This is a genomic window from Streptomyces sedi (genome assembly GCF_006335015.1).
Taxonomy (GTDB): domain Bacteria; phylum Actinomycetota; class Actinomycetes; order Streptomycetales; family Streptomycetaceae; genus Streptomyces; species Streptomyces sedi.
This window is the reverse complement of sequence record NZ_VDGT01000002.1, coordinates 202985-229018: the sequence shown is the minus strand read 5'-3', so window position 1 is coordinate 229018 and position 26034 is coordinate 202985. Positions and strand designations below refer to the sequence as shown.

General features: G+C 71.9%; 24 protein-coding genes, 1 other RNA gene and 1 pseudogene. 12 read left to right on the top strand and 14 right to left on the bottom strand.

Annotated features, from left to right (window positions below):
* The first annotated feature begins 5 nt into the window (after positions 1 to 5).
* The 4 genes from FH715_RS03870 (at position 6) to FH715_RS03855 (ending at position 4547) form a co-directional block, all read left to right on the top strand.
* Positions 6 to 1715, top strand: a complete 1710-nt coding sequence (locus FH715_RS03870; protein WP_139640653.1) for a hypothetical protein — start codon at positions 6 to 8, stop codon at positions 1713 to 1715.
* The gene (locus tag FH715_RS03865; RefSeq protein ID WP_139640651.1) at positions 1705 to 2064 is read left to right on the top strand and encodes a hypothetical protein; all 360 of its coding nucleotides are present in this window, start codon (positions 1705 to 1707) and stop codon (positions 2062 to 2064) included. Before FH715_RS03870 ends, FH715_RS03865 begins: the two co-directional genes overlap by 11 nt.
* Positions 2065 to 2076: 12 nt before the next feature.
* Positions 2077 to 2880 carry a hypothetical protein gene (locus FH715_RS03860; protein ID WP_139640648.1) on the top strand — a complete coding sequence of 268 codons (804 nt, stop codon included), beginning with the start codon at positions 2077 to 2079 and terminating at the stop codon, positions 2878 to 2880.
* A 308-nt stretch (positions 2881 to 3188) separates the two neighbouring features.
* A complete protein-coding gene (locus FH715_RS03855) occupies positions 3189 to 4547 on the top strand; it encodes an NsdA family TPR-like regulatory protein (protein WP_139640646.1) in 1359 nt (452 codons plus the stop codon).
* A gap of 96 nt (positions 4548 to 4643) precedes the next feature.
* On the opposite strand, the gene FH715_RS03850 is transcribed toward FH715_RS03855, so the two are convergent.
* The 4 genes from FH715_RS03850 to FH715_RS03835 form a co-directional block, all read right to left on the bottom strand.
* Positions 4644 to 4919, bottom strand: coding sequence for a DUF6881 domain-containing protein (locus tag FH715_RS03850; RefSeq protein ID WP_139640644.1), 276 nt, complete (start codon positions 4917 to 4919; stop codon positions 4644 to 4646).
* Positions 4920 to 9320, bottom strand: coding sequence for an HYD1 signature containing ADP-ribosyltransferase family protein (locus FH715_RS03845; protein WP_139640642.1), 4401 nt, complete (start codon positions 9318 to 9320; stop codon positions 4920 to 4922).
* A 1339-nt stretch (positions 9321 to 10659) separates the two neighbouring features.
* On the bottom strand, positions 10660 to 10857 hold the full coding sequence (locus tag FH715_RS03840; protein WP_139640641.1) for a DUF397 domain-containing protein: 198 nt from the start codon (positions 10855 to 10857) through the stop codon (positions 10660 to 10662).
* 15 nt (positions 10858 to 10872) lie between these two features.
* A complete protein-coding gene (locus tag FH715_RS03835; RefSeq protein ID WP_139640638.1) occupies positions 10873 to 11739 on the bottom strand; it encodes a helix-turn-helix domain-containing protein in 867 nt (288 codons plus the stop codon).
* Between the two features lie 210 nt (positions 11740 to 11949).
* Between FH715_RS03835 and FH715_RS03830 the strand changes: the two genes are divergently transcribed.
* The 4 genes from FH715_RS03830 to FH715_RS03815 are packed head-to-tail and all read left to right on the top strand — an operon-like array spanning position 11950 to position 13570.
* Positions 11950 to 12378, top strand: coding sequence for an ATP-binding protein (locus tag FH715_RS03830; RefSeq protein WP_246108528.1), 429 nt, complete (start codon positions 11950 to 11952; stop codon positions 12376 to 12378).
* Complete coding sequence (locus FH715_RS03825; RefSeq protein WP_139640636.1) at positions 12375 to 12752, top strand: hypothetical protein; 378 nt, start codon at positions 12375 to 12377, stop codon at positions 12750 to 12752. Before FH715_RS03830 ends, FH715_RS03825 begins: the two co-directional genes overlap by 4 nt.
* Positions 12749 to 13093 (top strand): DUF7848 domain-containing protein, encoded by a 345-nt coding sequence (locus tag FH715_RS03820; protein ID WP_139640634.1) that lies wholly within the window; start codon positions 12749 to 12751, stop codon positions 13091 to 13093. Before FH715_RS03825 ends, FH715_RS03820 begins: the two co-directional genes overlap by 4 nt.
* 18 nt (positions 13094 to 13111) lie before the next feature.
* Positions 13112 to 13570 carry a hypothetical protein gene (locus FH715_RS03815; RefSeq protein WP_139640632.1) on the top strand — a complete coding sequence of 153 codons (459 nt, stop codon included), beginning with the start codon at positions 13112 to 13114 and terminating at the stop codon, positions 13568 to 13570.
* 98 nt (positions 13571 to 13668) lie between these two features.
* Here FH715_RS03815 and FH715_RS03810 read toward each other — a convergent pair whose 3' ends face one another.
* The 5 genes and pseudogenes from FH715_RS03810 to rnpB form a co-directional block, all read right to left on the bottom strand.
* A complete protein-coding gene (locus tag FH715_RS03810; protein ID WP_139640630.1) occupies positions 13669 to 14028 on the bottom strand; it encodes a hypothetical protein in 360 nt (119 codons plus the stop codon).
* On the bottom strand, positions 14025 to 14777 hold the full coding sequence (locus tag FH715_RS03805) for a hypothetical protein (protein ID WP_139640628.1): 753 nt from the start codon (positions 14775 to 14777) through the stop codon (positions 14025 to 14027). Before FH715_RS03805 ends, FH715_RS03810 begins: the two co-directional genes overlap by 4 nt.
* 64 nt (positions 14778 to 14841) lie before the next feature.
* Positions 14842 to 15591 carry a hypothetical protein gene (locus FH715_RS03800; protein ID WP_139640626.1) on the bottom strand — a complete coding sequence of 250 codons (750 nt, stop codon included), beginning with the start codon at positions 15589 to 15591 and terminating at the stop codon, positions 14842 to 14844.
* Between the two features lie 289 nt (positions 15592 to 15880).
* Positions 15881 to 16150, bottom strand: a pseudogene (locus tag FH715_RS03795) (transposase family protein); the annotation flags it as partial.
* Between the two features lie 133 nt (positions 16151 to 16283).
* An RNA gene (rnpB, locus tag FH715_RS03790) (RNase P RNA component class A) lies at positions 16284 to 16700 on the bottom strand.
* A 63-nt stretch (positions 16701 to 16763) separates the two neighbouring features.
* On the opposite strand from rnpB, the gene yaaA reads away from it, so the two are divergent.
* Positions 16764 to 17549 carry a peroxide stress protein YaaA gene (gene yaaA / locus FH715_RS03785; protein ID WP_139640624.1) on the top strand — a complete coding sequence of 262 codons (786 nt, stop codon included), beginning with the start codon at positions 16764 to 16766 and terminating at the stop codon, positions 17547 to 17549.
* Here the strand turns inward: yaaA and FH715_RS03780 are convergent.
* Genes FH715_RS03780 through FH715_RS03770 form a run of 3 tightly spaced genes read right to left on the bottom strand, consistent with a single transcriptional unit; the run spans position 17536 to position 20280 of the window.
* Positions 17536 to 18687, bottom strand: a complete 1152-nt coding sequence (locus tag FH715_RS03780; protein WP_139640622.1) for a bifunctional RNase H/acid phosphatase — start codon at positions 18685 to 18687, stop codon at positions 17536 to 17538. The genes yaaA and FH715_RS03780 overlap by 14 nt on opposite strands.
* Positions 18688 to 18694: 7 nt before the next feature.
* Entirely contained in the window at positions 18695 to 19438 is a 744-nt protein-coding gene (locus FH715_RS03775) for a zinc ribbon domain-containing protein (protein WP_211367435.1), read from the bottom strand.
* Positions 19435 to 20280 (bottom strand): Nif3-like dinuclear metal center hexameric protein, encoded by an 846-nt coding sequence (locus FH715_RS03770; RefSeq protein ID WP_139640620.1) that lies wholly within the window; start codon positions 20278 to 20280, stop codon positions 19435 to 19437. The genes FH715_RS03775 and FH715_RS03770 overlap by 4 nt, the downstream gene beginning before the upstream one ends.
* Positions 20281 to 20727: 447 nt before the next feature.
* On the opposite strand from FH715_RS03770, the gene FH715_RS29425 reads away from it, so the two are divergent.
* From FH715_RS29425 to FH715_RS03760, 3 genes are all read left to right on the top strand, one after another.
* The gene (locus FH715_RS29425; protein WP_170184617.1) at positions 20728 to 22302 is read left to right on the top strand and encodes a hypothetical protein; all 1575 of its coding nucleotides are present in this window, start codon (positions 20728 to 20730) and stop codon (positions 22300 to 22302) included.
* 176 nt (positions 22303 to 22478) lie between these two features.
* On the top strand, positions 22479 to 23081 hold the full coding sequence (locus tag FH715_RS03765) for a class I SAM-dependent methyltransferase (RefSeq protein WP_246108554.1): 603 nt from the start codon (positions 22479 to 22481) through the stop codon (positions 23079 to 23081).
* A gap of 178 nt (positions 23082 to 23259) precedes the next feature.
* On the top strand, positions 23260 to 24093 hold the full coding sequence (locus FH715_RS03760; RefSeq protein WP_139640617.1) for a DUF5336 domain-containing protein: 834 nt from the start codon (positions 23260 to 23262) through the stop codon (positions 24091 to 24093).
* An 89-nt stretch (positions 24094 to 24182) separates the two neighbouring features.
* Here FH715_RS03760 and FH715_RS03755 read toward each other — a convergent pair whose 3' ends face one another.
* Both FH715_RS03755 and FH715_RS03750 read right to left on the bottom strand, forming a co-directional pair.
* Positions 24183 to 25283 (bottom strand): prenyltransferase/squalene oxidase repeat-containing protein, encoded by a 1101-nt coding sequence (locus tag FH715_RS03755; RefSeq protein ID WP_139640615.1) that lies wholly within the window; start codon positions 25281 to 25283, stop codon positions 24183 to 24185.
* Positions 25270 to 26028, bottom strand: coding sequence for a class I SAM-dependent methyltransferase (locus FH715_RS03750; protein WP_139640613.1), 759 nt, complete (start codon positions 26026 to 26028; stop codon positions 25270 to 25272). Before FH715_RS03750 ends, FH715_RS03755 begins: the two co-directional genes overlap by 14 nt.
* Between the last annotated feature and the right edge of the window lie 6 nt (positions 26029 to 26034).

Genomic DNA, 26034 nt, shown 5'->3' with positions numbered 1-26034 from the left:
GCATCGTGGGTTCCGCCTATGTGCCACCGCCCAACCGCCCTCCGCCGTCCGCCGCACCGCCTCGGGGCGCCCCTCCGCCGCGGGGCCTCCCTCCGCACGCCAGCGAGGCCAGCCGGCTGCTCTGCGCGGGGACGTATCTGGACGCGGGCTTCCGGGACAAGGTCATCGACGAGCTCTACCGCATGGAGCACCGGGTCGTGGCGCCTTCGCTCGGGTTCGACGCGGCCCGGGTCCTGGCCCACGCCCTGCAGGCCCGACGCATGGAACTGTTCTGGTCCTGGTGCGTGTTGATGCTCCTGCTGCTGGGGGTCGTGGCCTCCGGCTGGTGGCTGGTGGCCCTGGTGGTTCCCGGACTGCTGCTGTCCTTCGCGCGCCGGATGCGCGGCACCGCCGCCGACCCGCCCGGGCGGCGTCGCACGTTCGCCTTCTGGCTCCGCTGGGCCGGTCGTCTTCTTCTCGCGTATCTCTTGATCGCGACCCTGTACGTCGGCTTCGGCGCGGCCGACAAGGGGCCCTTCGAACCGCCGCCCGGGGCGGACGAGCTCAGCGTCCCGCAGGCGTGGCTCGCGCTGGCCAGCCTGCTGCTGATGGCGGTGTGCGTGGTCAGACAACAGGCGCGGTACGTCGAGGTGTTGCGGGGCCCGCTGTCCCCCGAGCACTTCCCCGACGCGGAGATCGATCCGGCCGAGTGGGCCGCGGAGCCCAGGCTCCGGGCGCTGAAGGACCGCATCCGGCGCGAGCAGCACGCCCCGCTCGTCATGTACCACGAGGCGCATCCGTTCTGTGGCGCCGGGGTCGCGCACGACACCTGGGTCCTGGCGGTCGAGCTGCGCCCCGACCCGGCGAGGGAGAGGCGGCCGATCGGGAACGGCGACGTCCTCGCCTCGGTGCGCCCGTTCCTTGAGCAGTTGCGCGAAGTGGCGGAAGTCTCGGAGCGGGAGGGCCAGGTCGTCCGGGACCGGCTGCGCCAGCTGCGGATCGACGAGTGTGTGTTCCTCCCGGCGGAGGGCCTGGACCACCGCGACGACGCGCCGTACGACCAGCGGTCGTTCGAGCTGCACCGGGCGCACGCGGTCGAGGAGGGCGGCGAGAAGCGCCGGCACTTCCTGCGGATCGGGGTGGCCGGCTGGGAGGAGGAACTGGTCGTCACGGTCTTCGTCCGGGTCCACACGCAAGGCCAGATGCTGATGCTGGAAGTGGCCCCGCACGTGCTGTTTCCCGTGCGCGCGGACTTCAAGGACGCCCATCACGAGGCGTACACGTTCGCCCACCAGAACGCCTTCGGCAAAGCGGTCCACATCGTCACCCGCATGGCCGGTGCGCCGGGAGAGGCGCTTGTCGCCCTCGGCCGTCGCGCCGTGCACGCGTGGCGCAGGATGACCGGCGAGTTCGCCCGCGGTCTGCCGGAGGGGCCGGCGGTCTCGGTGCGCGAACTCGCCGCGGAACCGGCCGGATCGCTCTTCCAGTCCATGGACGTCGACCGCTACCTCAAAGGGGTGCAGGACCGCATCGCGTACGGCGTGCGGGCGGCGCTCGCCGAAGCCGGCTACCGGACGGACGAGTTCGCCCAGAAGGTCGTCCACATCAGCAACGGCGGCGTGTACATCGACTCGGTGGCCGGCAGCACGTTCGCCGTCGGCGGCAGTGCCCGAGCCACCACGACGAGCGGCGGGCAGCCCCCGCCGTGGAGAGGACCCGCACCACATGGCCAGTGAAGAGTCCCCACCCCATGTCAGCATCGGCAGCGTGTCGGACAGCACGTTCGCCATCGGCAGCCACGCGGAGGCCACCAGCCACCACGGCACCGCCCCGGCGAACGGCGACGACACGGAACGGCTGCTCGCCGCCCTCAGGGAACTGCGAGCGGACCTGACCACGGTGCGGGCGAGCCAGCAGACCGCGGAGCTCGACGAGGCCCTGGCCGACGCGGAGGACGAGATCACCCGCACCGGGAGCGCGGGCGAGGGCCGGCTGCGCCGCCTGCGTGAACTCCTCACCGACGCGGCCTCGTTGACCACCGTGCTGACCTCGGCGGGAGCCGTCACCGGTCTGCTCGGCATGTGAGGGAGGAGGGCGATGGCCGAGAGCCGGCGCTACTGGAACGCGGACGCCCAGTGCTGGGAGGACCCCGCCGACCGCGGCAGGCTGCCCACCGTCACAGATCCACCGTCACCCACCGCGCTCACCCCGCCCCCGCGACACGGCGGCTTCCACGGCCGTGTCGGGGAGGCGCTGATGGCGGCGACGGCCGTGGTGGTCGCCGCCGCCGCCGTACTGACGCTCCTGCTCGCCGCCGGCGACGGGGAGTCCACCGGCGGTGAAGGGTCCACCGGCGGCTCGGGGTCCACCGGCGGTGGGGAGGAGTCCGTCGGTGACGGCGGGGAGTCCACCGGCGACGGCGGGCAGGCGACCACGGAGCCGGAGGCCCTGCCCGCCGGCTATCAGTGGTACGACGAGGGAGACGGCTTCGCGGCCGTCATCCCCGACGGCTGGGGGCTCAAGGAGAAGGCTCTGTCGGGTGACAGGGGGCACGTGGGATACGGGGAGGACTTCGGCCCGCGCGTCCTCTTCCTTTCCAACGCCTTCGAGGCGCCCCCCGAGGAATCCTTCCAGGAGTCCGGGCAGAGCTGGGCCGAAGTACTGGCAGGCCCCGAGTTCTTCATCTACGGAGACGTGACCGGGCAACAGATGGAGTATCGGGTCCCCGCCACCGGGGTCAACGAGGCGGAGTACTTCGTCGAGATTCGCTTCGAGGCCATCGACGGCCTCTACTGGAGCCTGTCCGCCGGCGGGCGCGACCGGGCGCTGAACGAGGAACGCGCGCTCCTCGACGTGGCGCTGGAACACTTCTGCCCCGTGGGGGTGAGGTGCGAGGGGTGACGCGCCTCCCTGGGTGAGGGGGACGACCGCCGCGCCGCCATCCGGCGATCCGACCGTCACCCCCCTCGCACCGACAACGGGGCAGAGCCGCAACGCGCGCACCGGCCCCTCAGCAGAAACACTCATCGCCCCTCCACCGTGTCAGCGGGTGATACCGGTCCCGGCACAAACACCAGGAAACCCGGGGTACGCGAAGAAAAAGGAGGCTCACAAGGGGGGCCGAAAACTCACAAGAGGGCTGACCCGCAAGCGCGTTGTTCTACGCTCGGCGATGACGCGGTGACGCGCCATCAGGATGCGAGGACACAGTGACCCGATCACCCAACGGCTCACTGGCCGCCCTCGTCTCCGCGTCCGGCGCCAGCCACAAGCGCTTGGCGCACCGCGTCAACCAGTTAGCCGCCGGCGCTGGTCGGCCCACCTCCTACACGCACACAAGCGTGTCCAACTGGCTCGCCGGCATGATCCCGCGACAGCCCGTTCCGGCGTTGCTGGCGCAGGCTCTGGGGGAAAGGCTCGGACGAGCGGTAGACGTGGCCGAGATCGGCATGGCCCCTTCCCATCCGGACGACGCCGGCGGGCTGGAGTTCTCACGTGACCCCGCCGACGCCGCGGCGCAGGCGGCCAACTTCTGGAGAAACATGCACCGCCGTTCGTATCTGAGGCGCGCGTTCGTCGTCAGCGCCTTCGCACTGCCCGTCACCCGTTGGCTGATCCACCCGGCCGCCGCGGCGCCCACCCACGCGGGCGGCCAACGGGTCGGCCAGAAGGAACTGGACGAGCTGTGGGAACAGGCCGAGCAGGCCCGGCAGTGGGACGCCCGCTACGGCGGAGCGAACTGGCGCACCGGGCAGGTGGTGGACTGCCTGACCAACCGCGCCGCTCCCCTGCTCGCGGGAAGGGCCACCCAGTCGGTCTCCAACGGCCTGCACTCCGCCGCAGCCGAACTCTCGCGGCTCGCCGGCTGGGCGGCCTTCGACGCGGGCGACCACGCGCTCGCCCAGGAGCACTTCGTGCAGGCGCTGAGCCTGGCGCGGGCCGGCGACAACGCCGAGCTGGGCGCGTATGTCCTGGCCACCATGGCACTCCAGACCATGCGCCGCGGGTACCCCACGGAAGCGATCGACATGGCACAGGGCGCCTACGAGCGCTCCGGCCGCGACGCCTCCCCCCGCGTCCGCGCGTTCACCCAGCTCATCGAGGCCCGCGCCAACGCCAGGACCGGCGACGAACGGGCGGCGGCCCGGGCGCTCGCCCGTTGCGAACGGCTGCTGGACGCCGCGCGCGAGACCGAATCCCCCACCTACATCGCCTACTTCGGGCCGGCCCGCATGGCGAGCGACGCGGTCGAGATCTACCGCGACCTGGGCAAGCCGCAGGTCGCCGCGAGCTGGGACGCCCAGGCCACCATGCCAGCCGGACACACCCGGGCGGTCGGACTCCGGCTCTCCGTCACCGCCACCGCGCACCTCCAGGCCGGAGACCTGGACCAGGGCCTGGCCGTCGGCCGCCGCTCGGTGGACATCCTCGCCGGCGTCTCCTCGGACCGCGCCCGCGAGTACGTCTCCGACGTGGACACCGCCCTCGCCCCCTGGGCGCGGGAACCCCGGGTACGGGAGTGGCGCGACCACGCCCACCGCCAACTGCGCGGCGGCCTGAACGGCTGACCACCGGCACCTCGGCCCGACGCGGACGCCCGCCCCGTGACCAAGCCGACACCGATGCCGCCGCCCACCGCCCGACTACCGACTACCGACTACCGACTACCGACGCGCACGCGCCCAAGCGCCTTCGAACTCCTGGCGTTCGATGAGGAAAGCGGTGAACTCCTCCTGCGCCGCCACCTCACTCATGTCGCCGAACGCGACATCGGCCAGAAAGGTTCTCGCGCTGTGCGCGTCACCGTCGGCCCACCCCGCCGTGCCGTCGCGGAATTCCTCCACGCGACGCACTTCGCTACCGTCGTCGCGGAGTTCACTGTAGATACTGATGGGCTCCTCGGTGAACTGGTGATGCCAGTAGACCTTCCAGTGACGCACTCAGGTACTCCGTCCATGACTGACGATGCGGTCCGAGATGTCGAGGTTACCGTCGTTGAGGAAAATGAAGACATCCGGCCGGTCAGGTGCCTGGAGGACGTCCAGCCCGCGTACGTCGATCTCCACGTAGTGGGTGAATCGCCTGCCGGCCCACGGTACTCGCAGAAAGGCATAGGAGAGTTGGCCGAGCGTCCTCGTCCCCGGAGCGATGTCCGTCAGGTATTGACCGTCGCCATAACGGGCGTCCTTCGGGTTCTGTGCGCGCAGTGAGGGCCACATCTCCTTACTGTCGAGTATTCCGCGCAACCCGTCCTCGTTGGTGTAGTGATAAAGCCGGCAGGGAGTGAGCCCCAGGGGGTCGAGCCAGCTGTGCGGATTGTCCACGTACCCGTAGTGGTGCGGCGCGGGGGCGAGTCCCAGGGGGTCGGGGGCCGTGTAGGAGGCCGTCTCCGGGTCGTAGTGGCGATGCAGGTTGTAGTGCCACCCGGTCTCCTCGTCCGCGTACTGGCCGGGGAAGCGCAGCGGAACGGGATCGTTCTCGGTGGGTGCCAGTTTCTTTCCCCACACCGTGGTCCGCGAGGCCCAGACGCGCTCTCCCTCGGCGGTGAGCAGCTCGGTGGGAGTGCCGACAAGGTCCGTCACGATGGCGTAGAAACGGCGGTCGTTCTCGCCTCGGCGCTCGGTCTGGGATATCGGCCTCCGCAGCGCGTCGTGGTCCCAGGTGAGCGTCGTCGGACCGGCGTCCGCGCCTTCCGTCGTCGTCTCCACGAGCGTGGTGTCGTGCCAGGTGAACGTCGTTGTCTCGGCGACCGAACCGTCCGCGTGCAGACGTTCCTTGGCGGATCGCCTGCCGACCGGGTCGTACCGGTAGCGCCACCGCGTCCCGTCCGGTGTCACCACCTCGGTGAGTCGGTCCTCGGCGTCCCAGCTGTACCGCCATCCCTCGGCGCGCCCCGAAGGCCGGAGTCGCTCGCGGAGCACCACGCGACCTGCCGCGTCGTACTCGTACCGCAGGTCCCCCTTGGCGGCGGGGCGCGCCCCGTCGAACGTCACGGCGGCCTCCTGGGTGTCCACGGCCGGACCGTCGACCCGGACCGCGGCGAGGGCGCCGCCCGCGCCGTAGGCGTAGCCCTCGTGGTGACGCGGCCCGCGGAGTTCGGTGATCCGGCCGAGGCCGTCGAGAGCCATCTCGGTGGCGCCACCGGCGCTGTCGGTGATCGCGGTGAGGTGGCCGTCCGCCCGGTAGCCGTAGCTCCGGCGTCGCTCCCGCGCGGCGCCGGGGTTGACCACCTGCGCGGTGAGCTGGCCCGACGCTCCCCACACCTGCGCCACCGACGCGTTGTCGTCGACCCGCCGTTCGGTCTCCCTGCCGGTCGGATCGTGTGCGAACGACAGCACATGGTCGGCTGCCTCCAGCCGGGCCGACCGCCCTTCGAGGTCGTACTGCCACGTGCTGGTGTGGCCGCCAGGGGTGGTTCGGGCCACCAGGCGCCCGCGCCCGTCGTAACGCTGGCCCAGCGTCCGTCCGTTGACCGTTTCCGCCAGGATCCGGCCCATCGGGTCCCGTTCGAGCACGAGTTCGACGTCGGGGCCGGCGGCACCGACCAGGTTGCCCGCTTCGTCGTACCGGTAGTCCGTCACGGTGTCACCGACACGCTTGGCGGCGACCCGACCGAGCGCGTCACGTTCCCAGGCGACGACCTGGCCCGTGGCGTTCGTCCGTGCCGTGAGCTGGCCACGGGCGTCGAAGGTGTAGGAGACCGCGCGTCCGTCCATGTCGCGCTCGGCGACCACTCGCCCGTTCGCATCGCGGGTGTAGTCCCAGGTCTTTCCGCCGGGCGCGACCACACACACGAGACGCGACTGGGAGTCGTGACGGTACTCGTAGCGCGCGCCGGTCGGATCGGTCTGGCTCGTCAGGACGTCGAAGGGGCCGTACGTGAAGTGGCTGACGCCGCCGTTCTCATCCGTGTGGCGGACGCAGTTGTTCTCGCCGTCCCACTCCCAGAGCTGTTCGCCGCCGGCCGGGTCGACGCGCCGCGAGAGGAGCCCTTCCGGGGTGTACTCAAGGAGCACCTCGTGCGACAGCGGATCGACAACGCGGCTCGGGCGGCCGAACGCGTCCCGCTCGTAGCGGGTGACGGAACCGTCCGGGCTCGTCACCGCCACGGGCAGTCCCGCCCCGTCGCACCGCACCTGTGTGACGGCGCCTTCGGCGTCGACGATGCGGGCGAGCCCCCCGTGCGCGTCGTATGCGTAGAGCGTCCTTCTGCCCTGGGGGTCCACGAGAGCGATCCGATTGCCCGACGAATCGAAGGCCTGGCTCCAGGTGTTCCCGTTCGCCTCGGTCATCTCCGCGGGCTGACCGAACTCGTTGCGCTCGATACGCACCGTGCTGCCGTCGGGATGCGTGACGGCGCTGAGCCAGCCGTGTTCCTCGTAGGTGTGGCGAAGCGTGTTGCCCAGGGGATCGCTGAGGCTCAGCACACGGTCGTGCCGGTCCCAGGAGCGCTGGGAGGTATGCCCCAACGGGTCGGTCTGGGCGAGCAGTTGGAAGGAGTCGTTGAACTGGAACGTCGAGACGTGACCGAGCGAGTCGGTGACCAGCGTGCGCTGGTTCTCGGAGTCGTAGACATACCGGTACGCCAGCAGGCCGTCCGGGCCCGTGGTGTGGACGCAGCGCCCCTGCTCGTCATACGTGTACTCGTACCAGTTGCCGTTTCGGTCCTCCCAGCGGGCTATTCGCGTCGGGTCCGCGTAGCGGAAGCGCAGCGGCTTGCCGGAGGAGTTGACGATGTCGGTGAGACTTCCACTCCGGTCATACCCGTAACGCATGAGGACCGGCCGTCCGGGGGCGCTCAGAAGCCGAATGTCCGTGACCCGACCCGCCGTGGTGCCGACACCGAGGTGGTAGCCGCCGGAGTGGTGGACATCCGTGAGGAACCCGTCACTGTCATAGACGAACTGTTGGAGATTGCCGTTGCGGTCGGTAATCGCCGTGACCGGCAGCTCGCTGGCGGGACGGCCGGCCACGGGTGCGAAGCGGAGCGTCAGCCCCGTCTCCACCTGGTGGACCGCCAGGGGTGAACCCGCGACGCCGTCCCAGGAGAGCGACCACCGCGGCCCCTCCACCGGATAGACGGCCTCCCCCGGGATCGGGCGCGGGTAGAGGAGGAACATGCCGTCGGCGGTGAGGAACCTGACGCCGTACTCGTCGAGAACCAGGCGCTGGTCGAAGGTGGAGGACCAGCCGTGCCCGAACGCGCTCCCCGCGCGGTAGCCGGACACGTGGTGCCGTTCGACCGTCAGCGGAAGCACGCCAGGAAGGAGGACGTCGGTGGCCGACATCAGCAGCTCGCCCGTCGCGACGTCCACCGGATCGCCGCAGGAGTTGCGGGCGTTGATGGGAATGCCCTCGCCGCGGGCGCGCCGGCCCAACCCCAGCGCCCCCTGGCGCAGACCGCGCAGCCCGGTCGAGGCCAGTCCCCGCACTCCACGGGCCAGCCCGCCGAGCGTCGTCAGCCCCTTCATGCCGGGAATGCAGTCAAGTGCCGCAAAAGCGACATCGAGGAGTCCGGCCTCCCCCTTGGCGTACTTGATGAGGGTGTCGGCGAGGACGACGACCGCGGCGGCCAGGACCACCCAGGCCAACGGGCCGCCGATGATCATGACCACGACGCCGAGGACGGCGACGATCACCTTGCAGATCTCGACCAGAGTGTCCCAGTTGTCGGTCACCCACTTGATGACCTTCTCCCACCAGCGGCGGTTCTGAATGCCGGCGTCACTCGCCTCGTCGATGTCACGAGCGCACTCGCGCGCCGCCTCCTCACGCATCTCCTGTGCGTCAAGCGCGAGTTGACGTGCGGCGGCCAGTCGTTCCTCCGCGTCGTCGACCTGGCTCCGCGCGGCGCCGGCGGCGGACTCGGCAGCCTGCTGGTCACGGGCCGCCGCGCGGACGTCGGCCTCGTCGGGCGGCTCGGCACCGTCGCGTTCCCCCTCGCGTTGGAGCCGTTCGGCCTCGTCCCCCGCGCGGCCCACCCAGTCGGTCGCGTCGCCCAACGCCGACTGGGCTGAGGCGAGGTCCACCTGCGCGGAGACCGCGCGGTCGAGCGCGCGGTCGGCCATGCCCTGCGCCGTTTGCAGCTTGGGCCAATAGGTATGGAGTGCCTGCGCGCAGAGGCTGTAAGAATCCTCCAGCTTCGTGAGGTTGTCGGGCACGCCGTCGAACTCGCGACGGAAGGCGTCCGCGGAGAGCCCGGCCCACTCCAGCACGGCGCGCTCCCCCGCCATCCCCCTGATCTTGCCGAGAGCCTCCCCCACATCGTCGGCGAACTCCCGCAAGTCGTCCGCCAACTCCCGGACCTCGTCCGGGTCTCCGGGCGTCGGATCCCTGTCCATGTCCACCGGAGACCAGTCCGCCGGGCGCACCACTGCCCCACCCCATATCTGTTCGCTGATCAACAACCGTCCCACGCCTGCGCGGTCACATCGCGCAGGTCGCCGTCCCCCACGACGACGGAACACCGCAAGCTACCTGAATGTTCCTCAACCGCACCGTCACGGGGGCCGAAGCGGCCTACCGGTGGCGCGGCTACCTCGAAGCGGACGGCTGAAACACCCTCAACCAGACCGTCCCCGGAACGCGCACTGCCACTCCCCGGCCCGAGAACTTCACGCAGCGCACGACGAAGGCCCCATGACGAGCAGTCAACATGCCGTCAACGCAGCCGCGGTGGGCGGCCTACGTGGCGGGTGGTCGCCCGGGTGCGGGTTCAGCGGATGGCCGCAAGGAGGCAGCTGGGAGGGGAGGGCGGCTCCCGGGGGCCAGGGGGGTTGCCGAACGAGGATCGGCGCTTGCGGCCGTGCCATCCGGGCGCCATGACCGCGCCGATGTTGAAGGCCGGCCGGCCGGCGGGGGCGGGCGTGGCGCGCACCCGGCTGCGCCGGGCCTGCCCCGGCGCAGCGCCGTCCCGGGCCCGACCCGCCGCTGGACTACCCAAGGAGTGGCGCGGCAGTCGGCACACACACGAGGTGCCCGGTTCAGCAGGTCAACGACCGCGCTGCCGCGTGAACGTATTCCCGGTCGACGTATCCCGCGCGTCGGCCACTTCCGCAAGTCGGCTGGGCGAGCGAGAACAGTCGCGAACCGGGGACAAGTTCGTGTTCGGGGTGCCGCACTTCCACCGCCACACACTCCCCGCCTGGCTGGCCGCGCCCCCGGCGGGGGCACGGAACAGCCGGCCCCGCGACCGTTCCGGCGAACCCCCGCCACCGGCGCGCGGAGGAACGGCGTGCGCGGGTGCGAGAACTGCTCGTCGGGGGCCGGCGTCCACACCCCGAACAGCTCGCGGAGGAGCTGTCCGTCTCACGCCGCCAGGCGGAGCGGGCTCGTTGCTCGGGCCGGCGCCGAACGCGGGGACGCTACGCGTCGGCCGAGATGACTGCGGGCTTGCCGGCTTCGATCTGCGCGGGGACGTGGCGGCGCCGGTGTTCGCGTTGGAGCGCGCGGATCTCGTGCGGGTGCCGTGTTGGGACGACCGTGGACCGGGGAGGAGAAGCGGGGGAAGGCGCAGGGCCGTTCAGCGGAATCGGAGGGCAGCGACATCTACACCCTCCCCCTCCAGCAACCGAAGTGCGACTCAGCCTCCGCACCTCGTCGGACGCGCCAGGGCCCCGCGCCGCCTCTCGGCGTCACGGGGCCCACGGGTGCCGCGGATGTGCCGCGGATGTGCCGCGCTCAGCGGATGTCGAAGGCGCCTTCCCTGACCGCCGAGGTGAACGCGGCCCAGTGGGGCGCCGCCACGGCGAGGACGGGGCCCCCGAAGTCCTTGGAGTCCCGCACGTCCAGGCCGCCGGCGCGGTGCCGCGCCTCGACACAGTCACCGTTCTGACCGCTGTAGCTGCTCTTGAACCAACCGGACTGGTTTTCCTTCATCTCCCTCAAGTCTCCCTATGCTTTTGTTTCCTTGATGATGCCCTCGATGAGCCTCTGGCTCTCCAACTCCCCGCAGGCGGTCGCGCGAAGGTGGTCGAAGACATCGCCATAGAACCCGATGTCGCTCGGGTCTTCCAGGTAGGTGTGGCTGACGTGGTTCTCCAGCAGCACGACCTGCATGTCGGACGGCTCGGGGAACCGGTAGACCTTGAACGGGAAGGGCCCGCCACGGTAGGCGCCCACCGAGAAGGGTAGTACCTGCAAGGTGACGCTGGGCAGCTTCGCCAGCTCGATGAGATGGCGCAGTTGGGCCCGCATCACCGCCGGCCCTCCCACCTGCTGGCGCAACGCTCCCTCGCCGAGGATCATCCAGACCCCGATCGGGTTCTCCTCGCGGGTGAGGGCCTTCTGTCGCTCCAGTCGGACGTCGAGCTTGGTCGTCTCGTCCGGCCCCAGGGGGCCGGGAGATCCGCCGCCGATCACGGCTTCGGCGTACTCCTTGGTCTGGAACAGCGCGTCGATGACGCCCGGTTGGAACCCGCGACAGTACGAGATGTCCTCCTCAAGCCCGATCAGGTCGACGAAGTCCTGCGGCAGCCGGTCTTCCAGCACGCGCCACCAGCGCTGCTTCTTGCTCTCGCGGGCGAGCGAGAGCCATCCCTCACGGGCGCCAGGGTCGGTGACCTCGTAGAGGTCGAGGAGTGTCTTCAGGTCCAGCGGCCTGATCGGGCTGCGGCCGGACTCGATGCGGCTGACCTTCGAGATGTTGCAGCTCAGGACCTCGGCGGCGTGGTCCAGCAGGAGGCCGTGACTCTCGCGCAGGCGCCGGAGGTTCGTTCCCAACACTCGGCGGCGCACGGTCGGCTTCGGGTCTTCCGGCATTGCTCTCTCCTCCGCTACGGCCGACAGCGTATCGCTCCGTTGCCACACCTGTTCGCGGAATTCGAACACCGTGCATGACTTGCACAACAGAAGTCGGCGTGCCCATACTATCCGGTGAGCGCCGCTCCACGTTGCGTGATTCTGGAATCTCGATCAACCGGTTCACGCTGCACTTTGGCGGACGCGCCACTCCATCACCGGGAGGTGTTCGTGATCGCCGAAACCGTGCAAGGCCCCGAGGGTGCCGAGAAGTACACCTGGGACTTAACGGCCGCACCGCAGACCATCGAGCGCTGGCGCGCGCGGGCGGCGGAGACGGTCGCCCTACTCGGCGGCGACCAGGACGCGGTGGCGTTGACCCGCCTCGGCGTCTCGGAGTTGCTGAGCAACGTCGCCAAGCATGTGACGGACCCACGGTGCGTCCTCATCGTCGGCAGAGAGACCGACGGCTTCCGCGTCACCGTCCGCGACCGCTCGCCCCACCCCCCGGCCATGACGATCCCCGACTGGGACGCCGAATCCGGCCGCGGCCTGTGGCTCCTCGCCGAGATGGTGCGCGACTGGGGCTACTCCCGCATTCCTGGCGGCAAGGCCGTCTGGTTCCGCTTCCCCGTCGCCCATGCGGACGGCCCGCGATGAACGGCGCCACCCCCGAGTGGGAGTTCCAGATACCGGTGCCGGGGATCGTCGGTGCGGAGCAACGGGCCCTGGGGCCCTGCTGGTTCTGGTGCGGGTATCGCGTCTCGCCGGTGGTGTGGATCGGGTGCCTCACCTCGGAGGGCGCCACCGCCCCGCTCTACGCGTGCGACGCGTGCCTACGCCAACTGGCCGCGATGGCCTGGGACTTCACCGACGCCGAACGCGCCGCACCCCGCGCCCCCGATGGGCGGTCGTTGGAGCCCTACCGGGCGACCGAAGACGCCTGGTCGCCCTGGCCATCGAGAAAACGATGGCACCCACGCTCCCGCACCACGTTCGGGACCCGCTTCTGGAAGGGGGCGCATCCGTCGTGAACGACATCGTGCGCGGCGCGGATCGGGTGCTGATCCAGGAGCGGGGGCCCGGGGTGCCGGAGGGCATCTACGGCGCGGAGTGCATGAGTTGCGAGGCGGTCTCCCCGCTCTTCGACAACGACTCACTCCCGGTCGCGGTCTGGGCGCTCCAACACTCCCAGGACCGGCCCGACCACACCCTCTTCCTCGCCCGGACCGAACGCCACTGGCGCGTCGTCCCCCGCCCGGACAACCCACCACCGCCGTCGTCCTCCGGTCCGGGGTTCGTCGGTCCGGCGTTCGTCGGCCTGATGTGCCTGCTCACGGCCCTCTCGGGCCTTCTGCCCGCCCTGACCAGTTAACGCAAGGAGAAACCAGTCATGTTGACCACCATCAACCACTCCCCGATCCCGATCACCTTCCACGTGCTGGCCACGACGCAGAGCAACCACATGCTGATGGTGCGCGGGCTGCGGGAGGACGGCCAGGAAGGGTGGGTCCTGCCCAACGGCCAGGTACCGCCCGGCCGTTGCATCATCCTGACCGCCCGCGAGACGTTCCTTGAGGCGACCGGCTGCGAACGCGCCCTGTCCGAGGTGGTGGCCGTCACCCCGACCACGGACGACGAAGGCACACTCAACGGCCTCACCTACGTCCTGGACGGCGGCGTCCTCCCGGACGTGCCGTCCAGGGACCCCAAGGAAGGCGCCAGTTGGGTCCCAATGCGCGAACTGTACGAGCCCCCGGCCCTCTACCAGTACGCCATCATCGCCACCGGCCAACGCCGCCGCCTCCCCCTCCTCATCAACACCGACCGCCCCGAATCCGCCTTCATCTGACGAGGGCGGACGGGCGCACCCCGGAAGCCGTGCGCGCGAGCGGCACTCGGGGGCTAGGGCGTTCTCCCAGGGGCCGCCCTGGTACGTGGCCTCACCCCTCAGACGAGTTCCTCCGGCGACAGAAGCCGCCAGGGCAGGGCGGTGCGCCAGTCGGAACCGCCGGCGGCCCAGTCGTTGACGACCGAGACGAGGAAGTCCAGCCCCCACGGCTCGGGCCGGCGCTCCACCCGAGCGGTGTAGTGCGCGAACGGGCCACCCTCGCGGTACTCCACGGTATGGCTGCCGTCGTCCTCAAGCCGCACCTGGAGGTACCACTGCTCGGGGTCCGGAGCATCGGCCCATTCCACAATCAGGAACCGAAACCGGTGGTTCATGTCCGCCAGCAGATCCCCCAACCGCTCGGGCGAGGGATCATCCCAGACGGTGCCGTCCCACTCGATGGCGCGGACCCTCGTCACGCGAGGTTCCCTTCCCCCCGCAGCCGCTCATCCGCGAACGCCCGCAGCTCAGCCAGACCGAGCCGCCGCGCACCCTCAATGCCCGCCCCGGTCAGAACGAGGCCACTGTCCCACTCGACGCGCCACACCTCGTGATGCCGGTTCTCAAACTCGACAAAACTCCCCGGCGAGCCCTCCAACTCCCCCAACTCGTGATGGAACATGGCGTGCCGCGCGAACCCCCTGGCGCTCCCCCGGCTACGCGCCTGAGTCCTGGTGTTGTCGAACCGCATCTTCAGATAGGGAACGGGCTCCCTGGCGAGCACGGAAGGATTGAGCAGCCTTCTCAGCGCCAACACCTCCTCCTCGCTCTCGTCGCCGGCGAACTCGCACGTGTAGCCAGGGAACACCACACGAACGAAGGGGTCCAGTCCCGGATTCTCATACTCATAATGGCGGTGAACTTTCGGCGGAAGCGCCGCCAGGACATCGAAACGGTACCCGGGAGCTGAGAAGCCACCCACCGCGTTCATCGCCCTTGTCGGATCGGCGAGTCCGTCGGCACGTTGCCGGCTGAAGACCACCGCGGCCTCGTCCATGCGCCCGTCACGCTCACCGCGATAGCTCATCTGGAACAGCATTGGGGCACTGCCCGGGGCAAGCGCGCCTACGAAGTTCAGCCCCGGGGCGGGCGACCACTGCCAGGCGTCCGAAACCCCTCGCACAGCCGTGACGTTGCGAAATCCCTCGACCACACTCTTCAGATCCACCCATGCTCCCAGTCAGAGGGATCATCCCAGACGGTGCCGTCCCACTCGATGGCGCGGATCCTCGTCACGCGAGGTTCCCTTCCCCCCGCAGCCGCTCATCCGCGAACGCCCGCAGCTCAGCCAGACCGAGTCGCCGCGCACCCTCGATACCCGCCCCGGTCAGAACGAGCCCACCGTCCCACTCGACGCGCCACACCTCGTGATGCCGGTTCTCAAACTCGACAAAACTCCCCGGCGAGCCCTCCAACTCCCCCAACTCGTGATGGAACATGGCGTGCCGCGCGAACCCCCTGGCGCTCCCCCGACTACGCGCCTGAGTCCTGGTGTTGTCGAACCGCATCTTCAGATAGGGAACGGGCTCTCGGTCGAGGACCCAGGGATCGATCTGCCTCTCGCGTGCCTCCGCCTCCGCCTCATCCTCATCACCGGCGAATTCGAGCGCATACGCGGGGAAAACCACATAGACGAAGGGGTTGAGTTCCGGGTTCTCGTACTCGTAGTGCCGGTGGATCTCTGGGGGGAGCGCCACCAGAACATCGAAGGAATACCCAGGTGCAGAGAAACCACTCACCGGGTTCAGAGGTCGAGTGGGCACCGCGAGTTCACCGGAGTGTGCCCGGATGAACTTCGCAACCGCCTCGTTCACACGCGTATCACGCTTGCCCCGATAATGCGACTGAAACAGCACTCCACTGCGCGCGTCAACCACCCCGGAAAAGTTCAGACCAGGAGCCGGAGACCATTCCCAAGCGTCCGGAACTCCATCCAGGGCAGCGACGTTGGGGAATGCATCGACCGCATCCTTCAGGCCCATAGCGAAACTCCTGTCAACTGCACACGTAATTCGGTCCCACGTCCTGCCGGTACGTGGTGCTCAAGTTAGCACCGCCCCGGGAGTTCTGGCTTCTGGTCATCGGCTCCAGGTTGTCGACGTCATTGTAGAAGTCGTTCCGTGTCGCACGGTCGGTGTTGTATCCCTCGCGATTCCAGTGCTCAACGACGGGCTCTCGGTGTTCGTAGGTCAGTTCGTCGTTGGGCACCACACGCCCCCGACGGTCACGCCAGGTGAGCTGGTGGAAGATTCGGCACGAATAAACGGCTGTTCACCTAGCCCCCGCCCCGACATCACCAATGTCCTGGTCTGGTTCCAGAAGGGGTGTGCGTCGGTGACGGTGAGGCTGGGTGAGGACGGTCTGGACGAGCTTGGTGATCCGGGTGGTGGAGCATCGCAGTTTGCGAAGGAGCCGCCAGGACTTGAGGGTGGCGACGGCCTGTTCGACAAGGGCCCGGATCTTCGCATGGGACCGGTTCACCGCCTGCTGGCCTGCGGAGAGGTTCTCTTATCGTCCCCAGCACGGGATGCGGACCGGCCCGTCGAAGTCCACGGTGCGGTAGAGGAAGCCCGCCACCGACTCGTGGTCGGTGATCGGGTCACCCTCCCCCACCTCCAGTGCAACGGAGACCGTGCGGGCGCGCCGCGTCCGACCTGGGGAAAGAGGGAGGCGGCGGACGAGTCGGCCTGTACGCCGGGTCCTGTTCCCGGTGCGTGCCCGAAGGTGCGCGCCGGGTGGCGGTCATCCATCTAGGGGTGATGTCGCCATCACCCTCAAGCGGTCTACCCGTGAACCTCGGGCGGGCAGCCCTCAGGCGTTCACGCGGGGTCGTTCGAGAACGGCCCCTTCTTGACCTTGCTCCGGGTGGGGTTTACCGAGCCGCCCAGGTCACCCTGGGCGCTGGTGGTCTCTTACACCACCGTTTCACCCTTACCGGGTCCCGCTCGCGCGGTCCCGGCGGTTTGCTTTCTGTGGCACTGTCCCGTGGGTCACCCCAGGTAGGCGTTACCTACCACCCTGCCCTGTGGAGCCCGGACGTTCCTCGGTGGGGCCCTGGTGGGGGCACCAACGCGACCGCCCGGCCGGCTCGTCCGCCGTGTGGGCAAGCCTACCTCGGCCGGCCGACATCACCCGACCGCGTACGCTGCGGGGCATGTTGGTGCTGTTGCCGCCCTCCGAGGGCAAGGCCGACGGGCTCAGGGGCCGGCCGCTGGCGTGGGGGTCGCTCGCGCTGCCGGCGTTGGACGAGGCCAGGGCTCGGGTCGTGGACGAGTTGGTGGAGCTGTGCGCGGGCGATCCGGCGAAGGCCAGGGAGGTGCTGGGGCTCAGCGAGGGCCAGTCCGCCGAGGTCGCCAGGAACGCCGCGTTGCGGGCGGCGCCCGCCGCGCCCGCCGGGGCCGTCTACACCGGGGTGCTCTACGACGCGCTGGGCCTGGCCACGTTGAGCCCGGCGGCGAAGCGGCGCGCGGGGAAGGCGTTGCTGGTCTTCTCCGGGCTGTGGGGCGTGCTGCGGATCAACGACCGGATTCCCGCCTACCGCTGCTCGGGCGGCGTGCGGCTGCCGGGGATCGGTTCGTTGGCCGGCCACTGGAAGGGGCCGCTGGGCGAGGTGTTGCCCGAAGTGGCGGGCTCCGGGCCGGTGTTGGACCTGCGGTCCGCGGCCTACGCGGCGCTGTGGCGCCCGTCGGGCGAGCTGGCCGCGCGCACGCTGACGGTGCGGGTGCTCCAGGAACGGCTGGTGGGGGGCGTGCCGAAGCGGTCGGTGGTGAGCCACTTCAACAAGGCGACCAAGGGCCGGCTGGTGCGCGACCTGTTGGAGGCCGGCCCGCTGCCGCGCCGGGCCGACCGGGTCGCCGACGCGCTGCGCGGGCTCGGCTACCGGGTGGAGGCCGACGAGGCGGCGCCCGGCCGGCTGGACGTGGTGGTCAGCGAGGTGTGACGCCGAGGTGTGCCGTGTCGTTGAAGCGGCGCACCGTCGCGTTGCCGTCCGGGTAGTAGCCGATCTCGCTCAGGGCGGCCGGTGACAGCTCCATGCGGAACATCGCGGCGGGCGGGGCGCCCAGCGCGAGGCGCAGCAGCGTCTTGACCGGGGTGACGTGCGTCACCGCGAGCACGGTGCGGCCGGCGTAGCGGGCGAGGGTCTTGTCCCTGGCGACGGCGACCCTGCGGGCGACCGTGGCGAAGCTCTCGCCGCCGCCCGTCGGGTGGGCGTCGGCCGAGTCCAGCCAGGCGCGCAGCTCCTCCGGGTGGCGCTGTCTGACCTCCTCGAACGTCAGCCCCTCCCAGGCGCCGAAGTCCGTCTCCCGCAGCCCCTCCTCGACGCGCACGTCGAGCCCGAGACGTTCGGCGACGGCCGCCGCCGTCTGCCGGCAGCGCCGCAGCGGGGAGGTGACGACGGCGCCGAGGCCGACGCCCTCCAGGGCGGCGGCGGCCGAGGCGGCCTGGGCGTGGCCGATGTCGGTCAGCTCGGGGTCGGGCCCGCCGCTGCCGGAGAACCGCTTCTCCGCGGTGAACGCCGTCTCGCCGTGGCGGAGCAGCAGCAGGGTGGTCGGGGTGCCGGTCGAGGGGCCCCAACCGCGGGTCGTCGATGCGGCGTCCGGCTCCTGGGACGGCGGCTCGGCGGTGGCCTCGGCGGCCGACGGCTCGCCGGGGCGCCACTCCTCGCCTCGGCGGCCGGCGTCCATGGCCTCGTTGGCGAGCCGGTCCGCGTGCTTGTTGCGCTCCCGGGGGATCCACTCGAAGCGCACCGCGCCCGGCGGGTAGATCTTCTGGGCCTCCATGGCCAGCGGCTTCATGTCGGGGTGCTTGATGCGCCAGCGGCCCGACATCTGCTCGACGACCAGCTTGGAGTCCATCCGCACCCGCACCGCCGCGTCGGGCGCCAGGGCGTGGGCGGCGCGCAGTCCGGCGATCAGGCCCCGGTACTCGGCGACGTTGTTGGTCGCCCTGCCGATGTAGGCGGCGGTCTCGGCCAGCACCTGGCCGTTGCCCGCGTCCCTGACCACGGCGCCGTAGCCGGCGGGGCCCGGGTTGCCCCGCGAGCCTCCGTCGGCCTCGATCACCAACTCCCGCGTCATCGGCAGCTCACAGCCCCGAGTCGGGGGTGCGGACCAGGATGCGGCGGCAGTTCTCGCAGCGCACCACGGTGTCGGGGGCGGCGGCGCGCACCTCGTTCAGCTCCGTGATGTTCAGCTCCAGGCGGCAGCCCTCGCAGCGGCGCTGGTAGAGCCGGGCGGCGCCGACGCCGCCCTGCTGCTCGCGCAGCTTCTCGTAGAGCTTGAGGAGGTCGGCGGGAACGGACTCGACGGTGACGGAACGGTCGGAGCGGACGGCCGCGGCCTCGGCGTCGATCTCGGCGAGGGCGGCGTCCCTGCGGGTGACGACCTCGGCGGCGACGTTCTGGAGCCCTTCGAGGGCGGCGGCCAGCTCCTTGGCGCGGGCCTGGGCGCTCTCGTGGCGTTCCATGATCTCCAGGACGACGGTCTCCAGGTCGTCCTGGCGCTTGGCGAGGGAGGCGATCTCGCTCTGGAGGGACTCCAGGTCGCGGGGGTTGGTGACCTGCCCCGAGTCCAGGCGCTGTTGGTCGCGGGTGGAGCGCTGGCGGACCTGGTCGACGTCCTGTTCGGCCTTGGTCTGCTCGCGCGCGGTGTCGCCCTCCTCGGTCTGGGCTGCCACCAGCAGGTCGCGCTGCTGGACGATCTGGCTCTCGACCGTGCGGATCTCCGCGTGCTCGGGGAGGTTGTCACGGCGGTGGGCGAGCTGGGTGAGCCGGAGGTCCAGGGCCTGGACGTCCAGCAGACGCAGCTGGTCGGCGGGCGCGGCGTTCAGTTCGGGGCTCCTGAGGTGGGCGAAGGGAGTTGGACGGTCCAGGGGTCCGTCACCAGGCGAGATACCTCGGTGCGCAGGCCCCAGCCATGCCGCTCGGAGGCGGCGTCGAGTTGGGCCGCCGCCTGCTGGCACCAGGGCCACTCGGTGGCCCAGTGCGCGGCGTCCAGCAGCGCCAGCGGGGAGTGCTCCGTGGCCTCGGACGCGGGGTGGTGACGCAGGTCGGCGGTGAGGAAGGCGTCCACGCCCGCGGCGCGCACCTCGGCGAAGAGGCTGTCGCCCGAGCCGCCGCAGACGGCGACGGTGCGGACGAGGCGGTCGGGGTCGCCGGAGACGCGGATGCCCTGGGCGGTGCCGGGCAGCCTGGCGGCGGCCAGTTCGCCGAGGGCGCGCAGGGTCAACGGGGCTTCTGGCTCGGCGATTCGGCCGAGGCCGCGCCGGCCGGCGGGGTCGTCGGGCGCGGGGACCAGGGGGCCCGTGACGCGCAGCCCGAGGGCGTCGGCGAGGGCGTCGGAGACTCCGGGGTCGGCGCGGTCGGCGTTGGTGTGGGCGACGTGCAGCGCGATCCCGTGGCGGATCAGGGTGTGCACGAGGCGGCCCTTGAAGGTGTCGGCGGCGACGGTGGTGGTGCCGCGCAGATAGAGGGGGTGGTGGGTCACCAGCAGTTGCGCGCCGGTCGCGACCGCCTCCTCGGCGACCTCCTGGACGGGGTCGACGGCGAAGAGCACGCGGGTGACCTCGGCGTCCGGGTCTCCGCAGACCAGGCCGACGGCGTCCCACTGCTCGGCCCAGGCGCGGGGCCATAGGGTGTCGAGCGTGGTGATCACATCGGAGAGTACGGGCACGGGCCCAGGCTACCTGCCTCGCGGCCTCGGGAAACCGCCTCCGCGAGGTTGGCCCCCGAGCCCAGGGCGCGGGTTCGACGGGGGCCGGGGGCGAGGGGGTTGGGCGCCGGCGGCGGACCGGGGGACGGCCGGGTCCCGGCGTCCGGCGGTGGCGCCCGGGGGGCGTGGAACGGGCGGAGTGCGCCCCGGGGCCCCGCGCCCCGGGGGTGAAGTCAACCGTGGCGGTTGTCCATCCCCCGTGAGAGTGGGAACCGAACGCCCTGGTGAGGCCGCCGCCGGGGGCGCCGGCGCCGGCGGGATGCGGCAAGTCCCGTGGCGGGCCGGGCGATCGGCCCTACCGTCGAGGGTGCGCGCGGCGCGTGTGGCACGGGCTTCCGTTCGGGACGCGGCGCCGTTGACCGGACCGGATCGGACGGTCGGAACGCTCCAGACGGAGGTGAGCGACGGATGATGGGCCAGGCCCAGGGGCCGGAGCCGTTGACCATCGCGGCCGACGGCTCCTACGCGGCGCGGCTGGTCGCCCGTGGCCAGGGCGGGTGGTGCCCGGAGCGTTGGACGTTGGACAGCCCGGAGCCCTACGCGGTGCTGCTGCCGGGGGCGCAGCCGGAGGAGCGGGACAGCCCGCTGGTGCCGCTGGCCGACGGGCGGGTGCTCATCGGGCGGCGCACGGAGGGGCGTTACCACTTCTCGCTGCTGTACCCGTCGACGCCGGACACGGGCGAGTTGGCGCTGGGCGCCGTGGAGTGCGAGCGGCTCACGCTGCTGCCGCCGGCGCCCGACGGGGCGCGCGTCTACGCGCTCGCGCCGCAGGCGGGCGAGGGGGGCGGGACGGCGCTCTGGCTGGTGTGCGGGGGCGCGTTCGGCCCCGAGTTGGTGACGGTGATCGCCGGCAGCTGCTCGGGCGGCGCGTGGCTGGACGGCGCCGGGCGGCTGCTCGCGCTCGACCGCGTCGACGCCTCGGGGCGGACCCGCGCGGTGACGGTGGACGTGGAACACGGCGGCGAGCCGACGGAGTTGCTGCGGATCGCGGAGGACAGCGACGACCGGCTGCTGCTGGCCGACCACGACAGCGGGCTGCTGCTGGTGCTCTCGGACGCGCCGGGCAGCGAACGGATCGGCTGGGGTGTGCTGGGCAGCCATCGGCCGGTGCGCTTCCCGGAGAGCCTGCACCAGCCGGGCGTGCGGATGGTGCCGTTCGCGGTGCAGCCGGGGCAGGTGCTGATGCCCGAGCAGTGCGGCGTCGCCCTGCGGATGACGACGGCCGACGCGGAGTGGGTGGCGGTGTGGCGACCGCAGCAGAGGGAGTTGAGTCATCTGGCGGCGCCGGCCGGCTGGTTGGCCGGCACCGGGAGGCTGACGGTCCACGGGGATCTGCTGCTGCCGTACGCCACCCCGCAGGTGCCGTGCGGGGTGGCCACCGTGCCGGTGCCGATGGCGCCCCCGGGGCCGGTGAGGACCCCGGCGACGCCGGCTCCCGTTCAGGTCCCGGTCGAGGCCCCGGTCGAGATCCCGGTCGAGGCCCCCGTTCCGGCGGGGGCGGCGGGGACGGGAGCGGGCCCGACGGCGGGAACGGCTCCGGCCGCGGAGCCGGCCCCGGCGGAGACCGTGGCGACGACCGGGACGGCGACGGCGCCCACGCCGGTGAACGCGCCGGCGCCGGAGCCGGCGCCCGAGCCCGGACGCGCGCCGGAGCCCCAGCCGGTGGCGCACGCCGTCGAGGCGGAGCCGTTGCACGAGCCGGCGGCCGGCAACGAGTCGCACGCCCCCGCCACCCCCGCCGAGGACGCGCCGCCCCTCCCGACGCCCGGACCCGAAGCCGAACCCCAAGCCGGCCCCGAGGCCGAACCCGCCTCGGCGCCCGCTGAGTTCGCGCCCGCGGAGCCCGGCCCCGAGGAGACCGGGGCGCCGCCGCCCCGGATCGAGGCGACGGGCCCGGTCGCCCCGCCGGCCGAGACCTCGCCACCGACCGGGGTGACCCGGCCGGTGCCGCTCCAGGAGGCGCCGTTGGCCCGCACCCGCTGAGGGCGGGTGACGCGTCCCACCCGGACCCCCTTGCGGGACGGGTGGGGCGATGGGGCAGCATGTGGAAGGTTCGGACACAGGTGCCACAGGGGGAAGAGGACGTGGGCGAGGACGTGGGCGCGGTGCGTGAGCCCGCGCCGGAGGTGCTCGCCGCCTTCGAGGCGGCCAGGGGCTTCATGCCCCGTGACGAGGGCCTGGCGCTGCACGCCGCCGCCGTCGAGGCCGCCGGGCTGGGCCTGCCGCTGCTGGAGATCGGCAGCTACTGCGGGCGTTCCACCCTGCTGCTGGCCGACGCCGCGCGCGCCGCCGGCACCGTCGTCGTCACCGTGGACCACCACCGGGGCAGCGAGGAACAGCAGCCGGGGCAGGAGTACTCCGACCCCGAGCTGGTCGACCCCGAGCGTCCCGAACGGATGGACACCCTGCCGCACTTCCGCCGCACGCTGGCCGCCTCAGGGCTGGAGGCGCACGTGGTCGCCGCGGTGGGCGCCTCCCCCGTGGTGGCGCGGGCGTTCGGCGGCAACGGCGGCGGCCTCTTCGGGCTGGTCTTCGTCGACGGCGGCCACACCGAGGAGCACGCGCGGGCGGACTACGACAGCTGGGTGCCCGCGCTCGCCGTCGGCGGGCTGCTGGCGATCCACGACGTCTTCCCCGACCCGGCGGACGGCGGCCAGGCGCCCTACCACGTGTGGACCCGCGCCCTGGCCAGCGGCGCCTTCGCCGAGGTCGGCGGCGAGCGCTCGCTGCGCGTGCTCAGACGGGTAGCCCCCGGGCACTGAACGGGCCGCGCACGCAGGACGAAACGCCCCGACAGGTCACAACAGCATCACAAGCGTGTCGCCTGGGAAACAGGAAACCCCTCCCGGACACCCCGGTGCCGGTTCATCCGTACGATGGGCGGGCCCGGCTCGACCGACTCAAAACGACCAAGACGACGAGAACGACTAAGGATCTGACGTGAACAACCGCTCCCTCTCCCGAGGCGACGCCGGAGTGATCGGAGCAGCGGTCCTGCTCTTGATCTTCTCGTTCCTCGACGCTCGGACCCTCAAGGGGTACGACGTGTCGGAGAACGGCTGGTCGGCCGACCTCTTCCCGATCCTGCCCTCGGTCTTCCTGGCCGGCATCATCGGCGCCGGGCTCATCGTCGGCTCGCGCTTCATGGCGCCGCCGGTGGCCGACAAGGAGATCCTCGGGCTCAAGCTCAACCAGTGGGGCATCGCCCTCGCGGTCACCTCGGCCTGGGCCGGCCTCTGGTCGCTGATCGGTGGGGGCGAGGGCCTGGAGAACGGCATCGGTCTGATCCTCGGCACCATCGCCGCCCTCGCGCTGGCCGGCCTCGCCGCCGCCACCCCGATGGTGCCGGCGCTCCAGGTGCCGCTGGCCGGCGGTACCCCCGGTCAGCCGAGTCACCCCGGGCCGGCCGGCCCCGGCGCCCCGTACGGCGGGATGCAGCAGCAGCCGGGCTACGGCTACCCCGGCGCTCCGCAGCAGCAGCAGCCGGGTGGCTACGGCCAGCCCGCCCCGCAGCAGCAGCAGCCGCAGCCGGGTGGCCCCGCCACCCCGCAGCCCGGTGCCCCCGCCGCGGACCCGAACTTCCAGCCGTTCTGGTTCGCCGTGCCGGCCGCCCGGCCGCTGTACGGCGAGGACGGTTCGCCGACCCCGGTGGCCGAACTGGCCCCCGGCACCTGGTACCTGGCGGTCGAGCAGCGCGGCCAGCAGCTGGTGGCGCAGACCCAGGACGGGCGGCGCGGCGTGCTCCAGGACACCTCGGGCATCCAGCGCGGCTGAGGCGCAGGACCGATACGGCAGGTAACGGCGGTGGCCCCACCGCGAGTTCCCCACTGCGGGACTCGGGTGGGGCCACCGCCGTCTCGCGTTCAGGCGCGGCAGGTCCGGCAGTCCGGCTCCAGGCCCTCCGGAAGCTCCCGCGCGCCGAAGACCGCGGTGGTGGGCGGGTCGCCGAGGAGCGCGGCGACGGCGAGCAGCACCGAGCCGGCCGTCCACGTGGTGTGCTCCACCGGCCAGAACGCGTCGTCCGGGTAGACATAGCCCGTCCAGTAGCGCCCGTCGGGGGCGCGCAGCCGGCCGATGGCGCGCAGGATCTCGACCGCGCGCTCCCGCTGGCCGACGGACCAGAGCGCCAGGGCCAGTTCGGCGCTCTCCCCGCCGGTGACCCACGGGTTCTCCCGGACGCAGCGCACCCCGAACCCGGGCACCACGAACTCGTCCCAGCGCGCCGCGAGGCGTTCCGCCGCCTCGTCGCCGCGCATCGCGCCGGCCAGCACCGGGTAGTACCAGTCCATCGAGTAACGGGACTTGTCGAGGAACAGCTCCGGGTGCGCGCGCACCGCGTGGCCCAGCCTGCCCGTCGCGACCTCCCAGTCGGGCTGCGCCTCGCCTACGCGCTCGGCCAGCGCCAGCGCGCAGCGCAGCGCCTGGTGTCCGGAGGCCGAGCCGGTCAGCAGGGCGTCCGGCACGGCGCGGCCGTCCGCCTCGCGCCGCCAGCCGAGTTGGCCGCCGTCCCGCTGCAGCCCGAGGACGAACGCGACGGCCGCCCGCACCGTCGGCCACATCCGTTCCAGGAACGCGTCGTCGCCGGTCGCCAGGTGGTGGTGGAGCACGCCGACCGCGGGGTAGGCGCAGAAGTTGCTCTCCCGGCCCAGGTCGGTGGGGCGCCCGGGGTCGCCCTCGGCGTAGGCGGCGTACCAGGAGCCGTCGGCGTTCTGGTGGTCGGCCAGCCAGTGGTAGGCCGCGGCGGCGCGCGCGTGTTCGCCGGCGGCGTCCAGCGCCATGGCGGCCTCGACATGGTCCCAGGGGTCGAGGTGGTGGCCGTCGAACCAGGGGATGGCGCCGTCCGGGCGCTGGCGTCCGGAGATCCAGTCGACGGTCGCGCGGGCCTCGTCCGCGGTCAGCACGCCGGGCAGCGCGAGCCGGCCGGTGCGCTCGTCGGACCGCCCGGTGTGCTCAGGAGTCGGCACGGGCCGCACCCCTCGCCGCACCGCGCCGGGCGGTGTGCGGCTTGGTCGCGTAGGCCACGAAGCTCTTGCCGAGCACGGGGTCGAGCAGCCGCTCGGCGACCCGGGTGGCGGCCGGCTTCTTCATCAGGTCCCAGACCAGCAGCTTGTGGTAGGCGCGCACGGGCAGCGCGCGCTCGTTGTCCACGCCCATCGCGCACTTGAGCCACCAGTAGGGCGAGTGCAGCGCGTGCGCGTGGTGCGTGCCGTAGGGGCGCAGGCCGGCCTCGCGGACGCGGGCGAGGAGCTGGTCGGCGCGGTAGATCCGGATGTGGCCGCCCTCGACCTCGTGGTAGGCGTCGCTCAACGCCCAGCAGACGCGTTCGGGGCCGTAGCGCGGCACGGTCACCGCGATCCGGCCGCCGGGACGCAGCACGCGCGCGGCCTCGGCGAGCAGTCCCTTGTCGTCGGGGACGTGCTCCATCACCTCGGAGACGATCACCGCGTCGAAGCTGTCGTCGGGGAACGGCAGGGCCAGCGCGTCGCCCTCGACGGCGACCGCGGCGGCCCCCGCCGGCGCCTCGCCCGCCTCGCCCATCGCGGCCAGCCAGCCGGCGACCTGGCGCACCTCGTCGCCGGCGCGGTCCAGCGCGACCACGCGCGCGCCGCGCCGGTAGCACTCGAAGGCGTGCCTGCCGGCGCCGCAGCCGAGGTCCAGGACGCGGTCGCCCGGGGCTATCGGGAAGCGGGTGAAGTCCACGGTCAGCACGTGGTC

Coding starts and splice junctions, on each gene's coding strand:
- FH715_RS03765 (WP_246108554.1), top strand. CDS start 22,479: ATGCCCCGTGACGAGGGCCTGGCGCTGCACGCCGCCGCCGTCGAGGCC.
- FH715_RS03840 (WP_139640641.1), bottom strand. CDS start 10,857: ATGAAGGAAAACCAGTCCGGTTGGTTCAAGAGCAGCTACAGCGGTCAG.
- FH715_RS03800 (WP_139640626.1), bottom strand. CDS start 15,591: ATGGGCCTGAAGGATGCGGTCGATGCATTCCCCAACGTCGCTGCCCTG.
- FH715_RS03825 (WP_139640636.1), top strand. CDS start 12,375: ATGAACGGCGCCACCCCCGAGTGGGAGTTCCAGATACCGGTGCCGGGG.
- FH715_RS03780 (WP_139640622.1), bottom strand. CDS start 18,687: ATGACGCGGGAGTTGGTGATCGAGGCCGACGGAGGCTCGCGGGGCAAC.
- yaaA (WP_139640624.1), top strand. CDS start 16,764: ATGTTGGTGCTGTTGCCGCCCTCCGAGGGCAAGGCCGACGGGCTCAGG.
- FH715_RS03845 (WP_139640642.1), bottom strand. CDS start 9,320: ATGGACAGGGATCCGACGCCCGGAGACCCGGACGAGGTCCGGGAGTTG.
- FH715_RS03815 (WP_139640632.1), top strand. CDS start 13,112: ATGTTGACCACCATCAACCACTCCCCGATCCCGATCACCTTCCACGTG.
- FH715_RS03860 (WP_139640648.1), top strand. CDS start 2,077: ATGGCCGAGAGCCGGCGCTACTGGAACGCGGACGCCCAGTGCTGGGAG.
- FH715_RS03865 (WP_139640651.1), top strand. CDS start 1,705: ATGGCCAGTGAAGAGTCCCCACCCCATGTCAGCATCGGCAGCGTGTCG.
- FH715_RS29425 (WP_170184617.1), top strand. CDS start 20,728: ATGATGGGCCAGGCCCAGGGGCCGGAGCCGTTGACCATCGCGGCCGAC.
- FH715_RS03835 (WP_139640638.1), bottom strand. CDS start 11,739: ATGCCGGAAGACCCGAAGCCGACCGTGCGCCGCCGAGTGTTGGGAACG.